Raw genomic sequence first — 14,988 nt, 5'->3', positions numbered from 1 at the left:
TTTATACGTGTAGTAATTTAAAATAAATTAATACTTTTTTAATAAAAAAATTTAGTTGTTTTTAGAACTATTTAAATTAAAATATGAATTTATTTAATTTTGTCTTTTAAAGTAACAATTCTATTAAAGGTAAGATTATCGGTAAAATTATAATTTTTATTGATACAAAAATAACCCTCTCTTTCAAATTGATATGTAGTTGTAGATTTATTTTGTAATATATTTTTTTCTACAAATCCATTTTTTATGGTAAATGAATTTTTATTAATATAATTTAAAAAATTTTTTTTAGTATCTGGAGATTGAATTAGAAATAGTTTTTCATATAAAAAAAATTTTGATGGTAAAGCATTTTCTTTAGAAATCCAGTGGATAACTCCAGATATTTTTCTATTTTTTGGGTTTACTCCTAAAGTATTTTTATCATATGTACACAATATAGTATCAATATTGTTAAATTTATCTTTTTTAATTTTATATGCTTTAATAACATATGCATAACGTAAACGAATTTCTTTACCAACTGTTAATTTTTTTTTTAAATGTGATTCATGTTCATAAAAGTCATTTTTGTCAATATATAGTATATTGCTAAAAATAGATTTACGATATCCCATGTTAGTTTTTTTTGGATGATTGGGAATTTTTAATATTTCTTGATAATTATCAGATAAATTGCAAATTTTAATTTTAATGGGATTAATTATAGCCATATAACGAGGAACTTTTAAATCTAAATCAGAACGGATACATGATTCTAAAAATGACAATTGAATAGTATTTTCTTGTTTTGTAATTCCTATTTTTTCGCAAAAGGTTCTTATGGAGGAAGGTGTATATCCTCGATTTCTTAATCCGGAAATTGTAGGCATTCTTGGATCTTCCCAAGAATTGACAATTTTATTTTTTACTAACATGTTTAATTTTCTTTTAGATAATACAGTATATTCTAATTTTAATCTGGAAAATTCATATTGATAAGTATGATGGTCGATATCAATGTTGTTTAAAATCCATTCATATACTCTTCTATTATCTTGAAATTCTAATGTGCACAATGAGTGTGTTATATTTTCTAAAGCATCTGAAATACAATGTGAAAAATCGTAAGTGGGATATATGCACCATTTATTTTTTGTCTGATGATGTTGAAAGAATATTATTCGATATAGTACTGGATCTCTCATGACAATGAAATTAGATTTCATATCAATTTTAGCTCTTAAACATGCTTCACCTTCTTTAAAATAACCTTTTTTCATTTTTTGAAATAACAACAAATTTTCTTTAATAGTTTGATTTCTATAAGGACTTTCAATTCCTGGTGTAGTGAGTGTACCTCTAAAATTTTTTATATCTGTTTTAGTTAATTGATCAACATATGCTAAATTTTTTTTAATGAGTTGAATTGCATAGTTGTACATTGTTTCAAAATAAGATGAAGTATAATAGATATTATCCCACGTGTATTCTAGCCATTTTATATCTTTTTTAATACTGTTTATGTAATGAACATTTTCATTTTTAGGGTTAGTATCGTCAAATCTAAGATTGCATGTTCCTTTAAATTGTTTTGCTAAATTAAAATTTAAACATATAGATTTTGCATGTCCTAAATGTAAATATCCATTTGGTTCAGGTGGAAAACGTGTTTTTATATTAGAAATTTGTTTATTATTTTTTAAATCTTTTAAAATAACTTTTTGAATAAAATTAGTAGTTTTTTTTGCTTTATTTTTCATATTTTTGTTTTATAGTTTTATATTAAAAATATACGCATAAAATTTTTTAAAAAGAACGTATTATATTAAAGTATATATTTTATTTTATTTTTATGTTATAATTTTTTTCTTTAATTTTAAATAGATTTTTATAATAAAGCATTTAAATATTTTATTTATAAATTTTTTTGTTATAGCTACGTAGCTTAGTTGGTCAGAGCACAGCACTCATAACGCTGAGGTCACAGGTTCAATTCCTGTCGTAGCTAAATAAGTGTTATATATTTTATACTATAAATAAAATTATTATTATGCGGAAGTGGCGAAATTGGTAAACGCACCAGATTTAGGTTCTGGCGTCTTTTAGACATTGCGAGTTCGAGTCTCGCCTTCCGTATTTTATATTGTATTTTTAGTATGTTTATTTATAAATTTTAAAGATGGGATATAGCCAAGTGGTAAGGCACCGGTTTTTGATACCGGCATTCCCTGGTTCGAATCCAGGTATCCCAGTAAATATATTATTGTTTTTATAAAAATATGAGCGATATTATAAAAAAATTTTTTATGATATTCATTGTTTTAGTTGATATAAATTTGATAATTAATTTAATTATTGGTATTTTATATAAGAATGTTTTTTAGTTTTAAAAATTTTAATTAGAATCAAAATACTATTTTCATATTTATGCATAGTTTTTGTGAGATATTTTTTTAATTAAATTATTTAGTTATAGGTTCATCGTTTTATGAATATCGATAAATTAAAAAAATTAGTAGCAAAAGAAGCTATAAAATATATTAATCCTGGATCTATTATTGGAATTGGAACTGGAACGACGATTTCATATTTTATTGAAGCGTTAGGTGCTATGAAAAATCTAATTTCGGGAGCTGTATCTAGTTCTAGAGTGTCTACGTTATATTTAAAAAAAATAGGAATTCCTGTATATAATTTGTGTGAGATTAATTCTTTAATGTTATATATTGATAGCGCTGATGAAATAAACTCTGAATTGCAAATGATTAAAGGTAAAGGAGCTGCTTTAACCCAAGAAAAAATAATTGCAGCTACAGCTAAAACTTTTATATGTATAGTAGATGAGTCTAAAAAGGTAGATATATTAGGAAATGTTCCTCTTCCAGTTGAAATTATTCCTATGGCTAAATCTTATATTTATAAACAAATAATTCAAATAGGAGGTATACCTAAATTTAGAAATAATGTTATTACAGATAATGGCAACATTATTGTTGATATATTTAATTTAAAAATAAAAAATCCAGTATCTCTGGAGAACAAAATTAATTCTTTTCCTGGAGTAGTTAGTGTCGGTATATTCGCGAACAGAAAAGCAGATATTGTACTTATTAGCAAATATTCTGGAAACATACAAGTTATTAGTTAGTTAATTAAGTTTTTAATTTTAATGTTTAGTTTAAGTGTGTGATAAGTTTGTTTTTTTATTTTTTTAAAAATATATTTTTTATTGTGATTATTAAGTTGAGACTTATAAAAAAATTTTTTATTTTTATAAGTTATTTTTTATGTAAATAACAAATTACTATAATGTTAGAGTAATTACTTTAATACTAAAGTTGATATAAATTTTATAAAAATACATATGTTAAAATTTTATTTAATAATGTATGTAATTATGTTTTATTTATTTTAGTATTTTTTTGCATGGTTGATTTACATATGGATTGTGATTACCTTGTATTTTAAAAATTAGTTCATCTCTTTTGCATTCCCAAGTATTTACTTCAAATTTTTTATTCCATATTGAAAATAATTTTTTTTGTTTTTTAGATAATTTTAAATGATACATTTTACTCATATAAAAATAAATTCTAGCGATGGCTCCCTTTGATCTATCTGGTGGTTCAGCTAATCGATTTTTAAAATCTATTTTCATAGAGCATTCTCCGTATTGTTTTTTTAAAAATATATCTTGAAATTGACTGTACATAAAATTATTTCGATCTCCGTTTATTTCTCCGATAACGGGTTGTAGATTATGGAGATCTGTTTCTATTTTTTTGTAATTAGAATCATGTGTACAGTTTTTCCTTCCTCCATTTTTCCAGCAAGATCTTATGTGTCCGAATTGCCATGCTGGTACAACATGTTCCCATTCAATTCGAGTAGCTCGATTTTTATTTTTTCTAATTTTATATCCGCAGCTATTTAATTCTGGTATGCCTTTTTTACCTGTCCAAAATATTTTACAACCACAGTAAAAAGTACCTGGTGAGTTAGCGTGTATTTTTTGTGCTATTTTTTTGATTTGGAAAAAATTTTTTGGATAAAAATTTTTTTTTTTGATAAAGATGATGTACTAAATATTAAGATTACAAAAAAAAATATTAATTTAAATATCATAAAAATTTACTGTATTTATTATAGTTAAGAAAAAATTTTAAATTTTTGAATATAATTTTTTTAGAATTTTTTTAGTTGATAAAAATTTTTGATATTGAAAAGTATTATTACTTAGAATATTTTATATAAAAATTTTTGTTATTTTGTTTACTTAAAAATTAGTGTTATAGTATAAATTTAAGTATTGTTCGAAATTTAATTTATCTTCAGTTTCAATTATTTTTTGATTTATTTTTGATTGTAATACTTCATTTTTTAATTTTTTATTTGACATTTTCTTAAATGGTGTGCGATTGATTTTTTTTTTGTTTTTTGAAGAAAGAATCATGCCTGTTTCATGTATTCCAAAATTTATAAAGTGATTAAGAATTTTTTCAGAATAAGTTAATTCAGGATGGTCAAAGTAGTTTATTAATTGATTACATGCTTTTTGATAATTATTTGTTTTGGATTGATAATCTAAAATTTCAGCTATATAAAAAAAATCTTGAAATAAATTTTTTCCAATAGTTTCAATAGTTTTTTTACAATTGTAAGTATAAATATTTATTTTTTGTTGTGGCTTACGTCCCTTTAAAATTACAATATTCCAATTTTCTATTAGTGATTTGAGTTCATTTTGACATATTTTTGGTGATTCAATTAGTATACACCAAATTAAAAATAAGTCCAATAAAAGTATTTGATTTTTTTCTATACCTATGCATGAAAATGGATTTATATCTAACGTTCTTATTTCAATATATTGAATTCCCTTTTTTTTTAGAGTAACAGATAATTTTTCATTTTTTTTAAATTTTGGTTTTGGTCTAATATAGGTATAAAGCTCATTTTCTATTTGTAATAAATTAGTATTTATTTGTTTTAAATTACCTTCGTTATCATACATTCCTATATTTTCAAAATTTTTAGATGAAGTATGCATAAAATATTTTAATGTTGAAAGATATTCAGATAGGGAGTTAAAAGTTAGTGATAGCTTATTTATAGTAAGATTAGTGTGTCCTAAATTACTTAATCGTAAAGACGTAGACCATGGTAAATATAATATTTTTTTGTGTTTTTTTAAATTATAGATATTTTGTTTATTTTTTAAAAAAAAAGATTCTATTGCTGGTGAAGCACCAAATAAATAAGGTATAATCCATCCATATCTATGATAATTTCTAATTAAACATAAGTATCCTTTAGAAATCGAGTTTGATTTAGAGTTTTTTATGTTTTTTATTTTTATCCATAAGTTCCAAAAATTATTTGAAAATGAAAAATTATAATGAACTCCTGAAATTATATTCATTAGTGTTCCATAACGATTTTGTAATCCTTTTCTATATAATGTTTTTAATTTTCCAATATTAGATGTTCCATATTTAGCGAGCAGTATAGAATTTATAGATTTTATATATGGAGGTATACTTAATGGCCAAAAGTATTCTTTATTGAGATTATTTTGAACGAATTTGTGGATATCTTGTAAAAATTTTAGTGTATAATTTATATTTATATGAGTTGGAGTGATAAATTCCAGCAAAGATTCAGAAAAATCAGTAGTAATCCATTTATGTGTTAAAGATGAACCTAATGTATTATATGGATGATGTTTATTAATTATTTCTCCGTATTTAGTAGTTCTTAATGTTTCTCGTTCGATACCTCTGAATATTTTTTTTAGTATAGTTGGATTAGATTGTAACCAACTAATTTTTTTATAGATTGTAGGAATCAAATTAACCTCTATTTCAAGGATATAAAATAATTTTTTAAGTGTATAATATATCAATTTTTTTTTGATTCAAAAAAATATATTTAATTTATAACGTAGAATAAAAAACTTTAATGTAATTTTTATATATTATATTATTGTGCATCCGAAAGGATTTGAACCTTTCACCTCTCGGTTCGTAGCCGAGTGCTCTATCCTAATGAGCTACGGATGCTAAAAATTAGTATTTTGTTTTGGTGAGAGAGGGATTCGAACCCTCGATGCAATTTTTTTGCATACTCTCTTAGCAGGGGAGCGCCTTAAACCGCTCGGCCATCTCACCTATAAAAAAGTTGATGTTAAATTTGTATATTTTTTGATTTTAAATATATCATATTATTTAAATAGATGTATATATGTTTCTTAAAAATATTACTTTATTTTATGTTTTCAACTTAAAACATAAAACAGCATCTTGCATTGGTAATTGGCAAGATGCTTATGTTTATTATTGGTTTGTATTGTTTTTTGTTTTTTTTTCAGCTTGAATTCTTTGATAAATTTCTTCTCTATGTACTGATATTTCTTTTGGAGCATTTACACCAATTCTAACTTGATTTCCTTTTACTCCCAATACAGTAATAGATATATTGTCACCAATTATAAGTGTCTCACCAACTCGACGAGTTAGAATAAGCATTTTTTTTCCTTAAAATTTTAGAAGATTGTGCCTATCCGTTTGTTGGCATTATGCAATATACAAGACTAAACACAAACTAAATAAATAAAGTATTTTGATAAGATTAAATTATAAATTATATATTTTAAATATTTGTGAATAAATATTTTTTTTAAAAATTAACGTATGTTTACAAATATGTCTAATTTATAATTTAGAGTCAATCCATTTTTTTATTTTTTTTAATTCTTTTGGTAATAATGTTAAATTTTTAATTTTTCCCTCAGCGAGATTATGTTTACCGCCTCCTTCACCTCCTAATTTTTCAATAAATTTTTTTAGCATTTTTTTTGCAGAAAATTTATGTATTAAATCATGTGTTACTCCGATTATTATAATACCTTTATTTTCTAAAAAATTTATTATAACAATAATACTAGATTTAAATTTATTTTTTAATTGATCTATTATATTTCTTAGCGACAAGATATTTTCATCGTAAACACACTCTATAATAATATTTGTGTGTTTTTTTAAGATAGATTTTTTGCTTAATTTTGAAATTGTATTATTGATTTGTTTTTGAATTAAAGTATTAGTCTTTTTTTCTAGAATTTGATATTTATTTAATAATTTATTAATTTCTGTTTGAATATTAATTTTATTGGTATTTAATGTAATGCACAGTTTTTGTATAGTTTTTTCTTGTTTTTGAATTTCAAGTAATGCTTGTTCTCCTGTGACTGCTTCAATTCTTCTAATACCTGAAGATACATTATTTTCAGAAATAATTTTAAAAATACCAATATCTCCTGTATTTTTTGTATGTGTGCCACCACATAACTCTATTGAAAAATTATTTATGGAAACCATTCGTACTATTTTTTTATATTTTTCTTGAAATAACGCCATGATATTTTTGTTCTTTATTTTTTTTAAAATAGTACATTTTGTTTGAATTAAAATATTTTCTTGTATTTTTGAATTAATAATTGTTTCTATTTTATGAAGTTGACTTAAACTTATGGAATTGTCATGAGAAAAATCAAATCTTATAATTTTGTCTGAAATAAATGATCCTTTTTGAAATACATGTGTTCCTAATATTTTTCTAAGTGATGCGTGTAATAAGTGAGTAGCTGAATGATTATTTTGTATTTTTTTTCTCTTTAATATTTCAATTTCAGCATTTACAATATCATTTTTGTTAAGATATCCTGATGTTATTTTTCCTATATGACCTATTTTGTTTCCAAATATTTTAGTATCGTTTACTATGAACGTCCCTGTATCATTTTTAATGATTCCTGTATCTCCTATTTGTCCACCAGCTTCTCCATAAAAAGTAGTTTTTTCTAAAAATACTATTCCATGTTGATCTTTTTTAATGCAGATATCTATATTATCGTCAACAATAATTGAATTAATAATTGATGTAGTGTTATTAAGATTATAACCTATAAAAATAGTTTTTTTGTCTTTTTCTTGTAGTGTAAAATTATAAAATTTTTTAGTGTATAAGAAATTTTTGTTTAAACTATTTTTTTTATGTTTTTGTAGATATTTATTAAATTCTAGTAAATCTACGGAAATTTTATGTTCTTTACAGATATCTATGGTTAAATCTATAGGAAATCCACATGTATCGTATAAATTAAATGCTAATTTTCCACTTAATATTTTATTTGGTAGTTGAATAATTTTATTTTTTAAAATTTTTAATCCTTTATCTAGTGTAGTAATAAAATTTTTTTCTTCTAATTTAAGTATATTTTGAATTTTTGTTTGGTTTTGTTTTAGTTTTATTTCAGTTTTTCCCATAATTTTTATTAAAGTAGGAACTAATTTATATAAAAATAAATTTTTTATTCCTAAATTATGTCCATATCGTATTGCTCTTCTTATAATTCTTCTAAGAATGTATCCATGTTTTTCGTTTGATGGGATAATATTTTCTGATATAATGAAAGAAGATGATCGAATATGATCTGCTATTACGTATAAAGATGTATTATTGATTATATTTTTTGTACTTAAACTTAAGATTTTTTTAATAAGAGGTTGAAATAAATCGGTCTCATAATTTGATACAACGTTATTAACTACAGCTAAAATTCTTTCTAATCCCATTCCTGTATCTACAGAAGGTGTTTCTAATTTTATAAGTTGTTTGTTTTTAAGTTTGTTAAATTGTATAAAAACAATATTCCATATTTCTAAAAATCTAGGAGAGCTGTTTCCATGATATCCAGGTGGTGTTCCTAAAAAATTTTTTCCATAATCATAAAATATTTCTGTAGATGGTCCGCATGGACCTGTATCTCCCATTTGCCAAAAATTATCTGAGCAATATTTTTCTTTTTTGTCACCAATTTTAATAATTTTTGTATCGTCAATTTTAATTATATTTTTCCAAATGTTATAAGATTCTATGTCATTTTTATATACTGTAATCCATATTTTCTCTTTTGATAGATTTAATTGTTCATGTGATGTTAAGAATTCCCATGCATATGATATAGCTTCTATTTTAAAGTAATCTCTAAAACTAAAATTTCCTAGCATTTCAAAAAATGTATGATGTTTTGATGTGTAACCTACATTTTCGAAATCATTATGTTTGCCGCCTGTTCTTAAACATTTTTGTATAGTTGCAACTTTAGTATATTTAAAGTCATAATTTTTTTCTAAAAAGATATTTTTAAATTGATTCATACCAGCGTTAGTAAATAGTAATGATGAATCATTATTATTAACTAATTCACTACCTGAAATAATAGTGTGTTTTTTTTCATGAAAAAATTTTAAAAACATCTTTCTTATTTCTTTAGAAGTAAAATTCATATTTTTTCCTAATGTGAATATTAAAATTATTTTTAGATTTTATTTTTTTTTAAATTTTATAGTTTTATTTTTTATGAAAGTTTATAATACATTCATAACATGTATTAGTTTTATTAATATTAATAATCATGTTAAGACTAAATATAATAATGAAATAAACAAAAATCAGAGTAATAATGTTATTAGTTTATAAACATTTTATTGAATTTTAAATTTAATTTGGAAATTATATTGTGTCTAATAAAGTAACGTTAATGTTTTCAGTTTTTAAAATTCCTGTATTGGGTTGTCGATTAGATCTTTTTTTAAAGATTTTATTTTCTCAATATTCTCGAACTTTTTTAAAAAAAATAATATTAAATAATGAAGTTTTTATTAATGGAAATATCTGTTGTAATCCAGATAAAAAAATATCATATAAAGATTTGATAGTTATAAGTTTTACAATTTATAAAGAAAAATACTATTTAGCTGAAAAAATTTCTTTAAATATTGTTTATGAAGATAACGATATTTTGGTAATAGATAAACAAGATAATTTTATTGTTCATCCTGGCGCTGGAATAAAATCAGGAACTCTTTTAAATGCATTATTATATAAAGATAATGTATTTTTTAATGTTCCTCGTGCAGGAATTGTTCATAGATTGGATAAAAATACTACTGGATTAATGGTAATTGCTAAAACTGTTTTAGCTTATTACAATTTAATTAATCAAATAAAACTTAAAAAAGTAGTTAGAGAATATCAGGCTATAGTATATGGTAGAGTAATTTCTGGAGGAACGATTATTAAACCTATCATTAGAAATCCTTATAAAAGGATATCTATGATGGTAAATCAGTGTGGAAAAATTGCAATTACACATTATAGAGTTATTCAGCGTTACAGTTATCATACACATTTGAAAATAAAATTAGAAACAGGTAGGACACATCAAATTAGAGTGCATATGTTATATATTAATTTTCCGATAGTAGGTGATCAGTTATATGGTAATAAATATAAATTTTATAAAAATATCAAAGAAGAGTTTTTTCAAGAAATACGAGCTTTTTCTCGTCAAGCTTTGCATGCTAGTAAGTTATGTTTATATCATCCTGTTACTCAGTGTTTTATGGAATGGAATAGTGAATTACCCAAGGATATATTAAACTTAATTAAATTATTGAACTGTAATATGTAATATAATTTTTATTTAAAAATTAATATTTATTTCATTAACATAGTATAAATTATTTTTTATAAGATAGTTTTTTTTAAATTTTATGAATTCTTTTTGCAGCTGTTCTTAAAGCCCATATATAACCATCAATTCCTAATCCGCAAATTACTCCAGATGAAATGTCAGATAACCATGAATGTGATCTAAAGTATTCTCTTTGATAGATATTAGAAATATGAACTTCAATGAATGGTATATCTGTACTAGATAATGCATCTCTAAGCGAGATGCTGGTATGTGATAATGCACCTGCATTTATTATAATATAATTGATATTATCTTTAGAATTATGTATTTTTGTGATTAGTTTACTTTCTGAATTGGATTGAATATGATGTAAGTTTATGTTTAATTTTTTTGCTTCATTTGTTAATTTTTTTATTAATTCTTGTAATGTTTTGATTCCATAAATATTTGGTTCTCTAGTTCCTAATAAATTAAGATTAGGACCATTTATTAATAAAATATTCATTAACTGATTCATGTATAATCCTTGTTTTTTTATTTTTTCTAAATATATATTAATGTGTGAATTGCAGTATATATAATATATTTAATAAAAAATTTTTAAAATTTTAGTTAGGATGTTCATTATAACAATAATTATAGGTAATTTATACAATATTAAAAATTTTAATATTTTTACTTTGTATTATTTTTGACAATATCATTATATATAGTTGTAGATTTATGTTAATGAAATATATATTAGTGCGTTAATTTGAGTTTATAAATAGTTTTTATTTTAATCGTTTTTTAATTTTATCGTTTTATTTTAACAGTAGGTAAACAATGATTCTTGATAAAGTAACTGAAAGTTTGTTATTAAAAAATAATATTAATCATCAAAATATTTTTTCAGTTTTAAGTGATATTTCAAAAAAACAAATAGATTATTCAGATTTATATTTTCAATCAATAACTTGTGAATCGTGGATATTAGAGAATGATATTATTAAAGAAGGAACGTTTAATATAAACAAAGGAATTGGAGTTAGAGTTGTTTCTAATGCTAAAACTAGTTTTTCTTATTCTAATGAAATTTCATTAGACTCTTTAATTAAAAGTTCTAAGTTAATTTTAAATTCTATAGATAACAGTATTTTAAAAACAAATTTTCCTCCTTTGTTAAAAACACAAAATAAAAAGATATATACATCATGTAGTCCATTTAGTAGTATTAATACTACAGATAAGTTGGAAATATTACGTAGAATTAATGTTGTTGCTAAAAATTGTGATCATAGAGTAATGAGCGTAAATGCCGAACTCAGTGGTAGTTTTGATGAAATTTTAGTGGCCTCATCTGATGGTAATTTATCAGCAGATATCCGTCCTTTAATACGTTTATCAGTAAGTGTATTAGTGCAGGACAAAGGTAAATATGAAAGAGGCAGTAGTGGAGGTGGTAGTCGTTCTGGATATTCTTTTTTTTTAAAGAAACACGTTTCTGGAAAAATATTAGCAGAATATTATGCTATAGAAGCAGTTAGAATTGCATTGATTAATTTATCAGCAAAAGCAGCACCTTCAGGTACTTTTCCTGTAGTATTAGGACCAGGATGGCCTGGGATTTTATTACACGAAGCAGTAGGACATGGATTAGAAGGTGATTTTAATCGACAAGGAACTTCTATATTTTCAGATAAAATTGGTCAAAAAGTGGCATCTAAATTTTGTACTGTTGTCGATGATGGTACATTAAATAATAGAAGAGGATCTTTAACAATCGATGATGAAGGTGTTCCAGGGAAATATAACGTATTGATAGAAGAAGGTATTTTAAAAAAATATTTACAAGATAAGACTAATGCTCGTTTAATGTCTGTTGAACCAACTGGCAATGGAAGAAGGACATCATATGCTTATCTTCCTTTGCCACGTATGACAAATACATATTTACTTTCTGGAAAGTCAACTCCTCAAGATATTATTAATAGTGTTGATTACGGAATTTACGCATTAAATTTTAGTGGAGGACAGGTAGATATTACTTCTGGAAAATTTGTATTCTTCACATCTGAAGCTTATCTGATAAAGAAAGGAAAAATTAACAAGTCTATAAAAAATGCAATGTTGATTGGTTCTGGAATGAATGCTATGAAGAAAATTTCCATGGTAGGAAATGATTTAGAACTTGATGGAGGAATGGGTATTTGTGTTAAAAATGGTCAAAGTATTCCAGTTGGAGTCGGTCAACCGACTATAAAATTAGATTATTTAACAGTAGGAGGTACGCATTAACATTTTATTTTTAATTGATATGGTTGATAATTTATAAATATAATCTTTGATAAATATTTTATATTTCATGCAGTTATAAAATATAAAAACTGCATGAACAATTAATTATGTTTTATGTTGAATGATATGTAATTCATTTTAATTTAATATTTTTTTGTGTAAAAGTTCTTTTATTTTTGCTGATTTACCGATTCTATTACGCAAATAGTATAGTTTAGATTTTCTTACGTCACCAAATTTTTTTATAATTATTTTCTCAATAATAGGAGAATACTTTGGAAAGGTTCTTTCAATACCTTCTCCGTGTGATATTTTTCTTACACAAAAAGATGAGTTCACACCTCTATTTTTAATTGCTATAACAATTCCTTCAAATACTTGTATTCTTTTTTTTGTTCCTTCTATTACCCATATATTGACTGTAATTGTATCGCCTGATTTAAAATTTGGAAATATTTTTTTTATTTTTTTTTTGGAGCTTTGAAAATCATTCATTTTTTTTCCTGAATAAATTTATATTTTATACTTTATTTTTTTTGAAACTTTCTAGTAGTGTATTTTGTTCTTTTGTAAGAGTTAAATTATTTAATAAATCTGGTCTTTTAGTCCATGTTTTTTTTAAAGATTGCATTAATTTCCAATATTTAATTTTACTGTGATTTCCTGATAATAAAACATCAGGAACTTTCATTCCGAGAAATATTTTAGGTCTAGTATAATGGGGATAATCTAACAATCCGTTATAAAATGAATCTTCTTGAAATGTTTGTGAAGTTTTTAGTACACCTGGAAGTATTCGACATAATGAATCAATTAATATCATAGCTGGTAGTTCACCTCCACTTAGTACATAGTCTCCAATGGAGATTTCTTCATTAATTATTTTTTTTTTAATTAATCTTTCATCTATACCTTCATATCTTCCACATAGTAAAATTATGCATTGATTGTGAGATAACTGTATAATTTTTTTTTGATTTAATTTTTTTCCTTGTGGTGATAAATAAAATACTTTTGTAGAAGTGTTATTAGAATTTAATTTCGCTTGTTGAATAGCTAAAAATAGAGGTTCAGCAGTCATAATCATACCTAATCCTCCACCGTACGGATAATCATCAACATTTTTATATTTTGTTGTTGTAAATTTTCTTGGGTTAATAATATTTAATTTTATAATATTATTTTTAATTGCTTTTTTAGTAATACCATATTCTTTAATAGCATTAAACATGTCTGGAAAAATACTGATTATATTAATTAAAAATGGTAATTTTTTATTTAGTTTAGAATTATTCAAAAGTTTTTTTTCCAATTTACTATTATTTTTTTTTTGCAAATATTTACTTCTTTTATTATATTAGGATAAATAAATGGTATCAGTATATCATGTTGATTTAAATTATTTTCTTCAGTTGTTTTAATAACTAAAACATCGTGTGTTAGTGTAGTTATTAAATTAATTATTTTTCCTAATTGATTAAAATTATTTGTAAATACTGTGCAATTAATAATGTCTTTCCAGTAGTAGTTATTTTTTTTAAGTTTTGGAAGTTTACTTTCGTTAATGAAAATATTGCAATTAGTTAATGTTTTTGCCATACAACGAGTTGTAAAATTTTTAATTTTTACTATAAATGTTTTTTTTGCTGTTTTCCAATTTTCTGGTGATAATATTTTTATATTTTCTTTGTGTTGAATCATCCAGGGAATATAACTAAATATTTTTTCTTTTTGTTGTGTATAAGAAAAAACATGTATCCATCCTAATATTCCGTACGGAGCACCAAATTTAGCAATAATTAAATTGTTTTTATATAAATATGATTTTCTAGTTATCATCACACTAGTTATTATTTATTTGTAGTTGTATTATTGATGATTTTAAAGTATGTTTTTGTTAATTTTATTACTCTTGGTGACATGATAGCACCATTATTTTCCCAATATTTTAATCTTGAAGTGTTTATAGATATATTTTTTAATGTATCTAAATTAGGTGTAGGTTTAAAAAATCCCACTTGTTCAATAAATTTACCGTTTCTAGGACATCTACTATCGGTGATTATTATTTTATAAAATGGTTTTTTTTTTGATCCTAATCTTGCTAATCTAATTTTTACCATAAAATAATTTTCCTTTATGACATTAATTATTATTTTTAATATTACAAGTATATCTTAAATAGA

Annotated in this window: 12 protein-coding genes, 5 tRNA genes and 1 pseudogene; 6 read left to right on the top strand and 12 right to left on the bottom strand. The window is 23.3% G+C overall.

What is annotated here, in order from left to right; all coding sequences use genetic code 11:
- Window positions 1-89: 89 nt before the first annotated feature.
- Window positions 90-1,742, bottom strand: a complete 1,653-nt coding sequence (gene glnS / locus UAR70_01840; protein ID XBC39604.1) for a glutamine--tRNA ligase — start codon at window positions 1,740-1,742, stop codon at window positions 90-92.
- A gap of 174 nt (window positions 1,743-1,916) precedes the next feature.
- On the opposite strand from glnS, the gene UAR70_01835 reads away from it, so the two are divergent.
- The 4 genes from UAR70_01835 to rpiA all read left to right on the top strand — a co-directional run bounded on the left by UAR70_01835 (window position 1,917) and on the right by rpiA (window position 3,130).
- Window positions 1,917-1,990: transfer RNA gene (locus tag UAR70_01835), tRNA-Met, on the top strand.
- A 44-nt stretch (window positions 1,991-2,034) separates the two neighbouring features.
- Window positions 2,035-2,118: transfer RNA gene (locus tag UAR70_01830), tRNA-Leu, on the top strand.
- Window positions 2,119-2,162: 44 nt separating this feature from the next.
- Window positions 2,163-2,234, top strand: a tRNA-Gln gene (locus UAR70_01825).
- Between the two features lie 236 nt (window positions 2,235-2,470).
- Complete coding sequence (rpiA, locus tag UAR70_01820) at window positions 2,471-3,130, top strand: ribose-5-phosphate isomerase RpiA (GenBank protein XBC39603.1); 660 nt, start codon at window positions 2,471-2,473, stop codon at window positions 3,128-3,130.
- A 258-nt stretch (window positions 3,131-3,388) separates the two neighbouring features.
- Here rpiA and UAR70_01815 read toward each other — a convergent pair.
- The 6 genes and pseudogenes from UAR70_01815 to alaS all read right to left on the bottom strand — a co-directional run bounded on the left by UAR70_01815 (window position 3,389) and on the right by alaS (window position 9,332).
- Window positions 3,389-4,104, bottom strand: a pseudogene (locus UAR70_01815) (endonuclease).
- A gap of 154 nt (window positions 4,105-4,258) precedes the next feature.
- Window positions 4,259-5,833 carry a glutamate--cysteine ligase gene (gene gshA, locus UAR70_01810; GenBank protein XBC39602.1) on the bottom strand — a complete coding sequence of 525 codons (1,575 nt, stop codon included), beginning with the start codon at window positions 5,831-5,833 and terminating at the stop codon, window positions 4,259-4,261.
- Between the two features lie 137 nt (window positions 5,834-5,970).
- Window positions 5,971-6,044, bottom strand: a tRNA-Arg gene (locus tag UAR70_01805).
- Window positions 6,045-6,064: 20 nt separating this feature from the next.
- Window positions 6,065-6,152, bottom strand: a tRNA-Ser gene (locus tag UAR70_01800).
- Window positions 6,153-6,317: 165 nt separating this feature from the next.
- On the bottom strand, window positions 6,318-6,509 hold the full coding sequence (csrA, locus tag UAR70_01795) for a carbon storage regulator CsrA (GenBank protein XBC39601.1): 192 nt from the start codon (window positions 6,507-6,509) through the stop codon (window positions 6,318-6,320).
- Window positions 6,510-6,695: 186 nt separating this feature from the next.
- On the bottom strand, window positions 6,696-9,332 hold the full coding sequence (gene alaS / locus UAR70_01790; GenBank protein ID XBC39600.1) for an alanine--tRNA ligase: 2,637 nt from the start codon (window positions 9,330-9,332) through the stop codon (window positions 6,696-6,698).
- A 254-nt stretch (window positions 9,333-9,586) separates the two neighbouring features.
- Here alaS and rluD point away from each other — a divergent pair, with 254 nt between their 5' ends.
- Window positions 9,587-10,519 carry a 23S rRNA pseudouridine(1911/1915/1917) synthase RluD gene (gene rluD, locus UAR70_01785; GenBank protein ID XBC39990.1) on the top strand — a complete coding sequence of 311 codons (933 nt, stop codon included), beginning with the start codon at window positions 9,587-9,589 and terminating at the stop codon, window positions 10,517-10,519.
- Between the two features lie 73 nt (window positions 10,520-10,592).
- Here the strand turns inward: rluD and aroQ are convergent, their stop codons facing one another.
- Window positions 10,593-11,042: a type II 3-dehydroquinate dehydratase gene (gene aroQ / locus UAR70_01780; protein ID XBC39599.1), complete on the bottom strand. Its 450-nt coding sequence runs from the start codon at window positions 11,040-11,042 to the stop codon at window positions 10,593-10,595.
- Window positions 11,043-11,350: 308 nt separating this feature from the next.
- On the opposite strand from aroQ, the gene tldD reads away from it, so the two are divergent.
- Window positions 11,351-12,802 carry a metalloprotease TldD gene (gene tldD / locus UAR70_01775; GenBank protein ID XBC39598.1) on the top strand — a complete coding sequence of 484 codons (1,452 nt, stop codon included), beginning with the start codon at window positions 11,351-11,353 and terminating at the stop codon, window positions 12,800-12,802.
- 138 nt (window positions 12,803-12,940) lie between these two features.
- On the opposite strand, the gene rplS is transcribed toward tldD, so the two are convergent.
- The 4 genes from rplS to rpsP are packed head-to-tail and all read right to left on the bottom strand — an operon-like array spanning window position 12,941 to window position 14,925.
- Window positions 12,941-13,297, bottom strand: coding sequence for a 50S ribosomal protein L19 (rplS, locus tag UAR70_01770; GenBank protein ID XBC39597.1), 357 nt, complete (start codon window positions 13,295-13,297; stop codon window positions 12,941-12,943).
- 25 nt (window positions 13,298-13,322) lie between these two features.
- Window positions 13,323-14,099, bottom strand: coding sequence for a tRNA (guanosine(37)-N1)-methyltransferase TrmD (trmD, locus tag UAR70_01765; GenBank protein XBC39596.1), 777 nt, complete (start codon window positions 14,097-14,099; stop codon window positions 13,323-13,325).
- Entirely contained in the window at window positions 14,096-14,641 is a 546-nt protein-coding gene (gene rimM / locus UAR70_01760; GenBank protein XBC39595.1) for a ribosome maturation factor RimM, read from the bottom strand. The genes trmD and rimM overlap by 4 nt, the downstream gene beginning before the upstream one ends.
- An 11-nt stretch (window positions 14,642-14,652) precedes the next feature.
- On the bottom strand, window positions 14,653-14,925 hold the full coding sequence (gene rpsP / locus UAR70_01755; GenBank protein XBC39594.1) for a 30S ribosomal protein S16: 273 nt from the start codon (window positions 14,923-14,925) through the stop codon (window positions 14,653-14,655).
- Between the last annotated feature and the right edge of the window lie 63 nt (window positions 14,926-14,988).

This window comes from Buchnera aphidicola (Chaetogeoica yunlongensis) (genome assembly GCA_039829965.1).
Lineage (GTDB): Bacteria > Pseudomonadota > Gammaproteobacteria > Enterobacterales > Enterobacteriaceae > Buchnera_B > Buchnera_B aphidicola_BA.
This window is presented reverse-complemented; position numbering and strand designations above follow the sequence as displayed.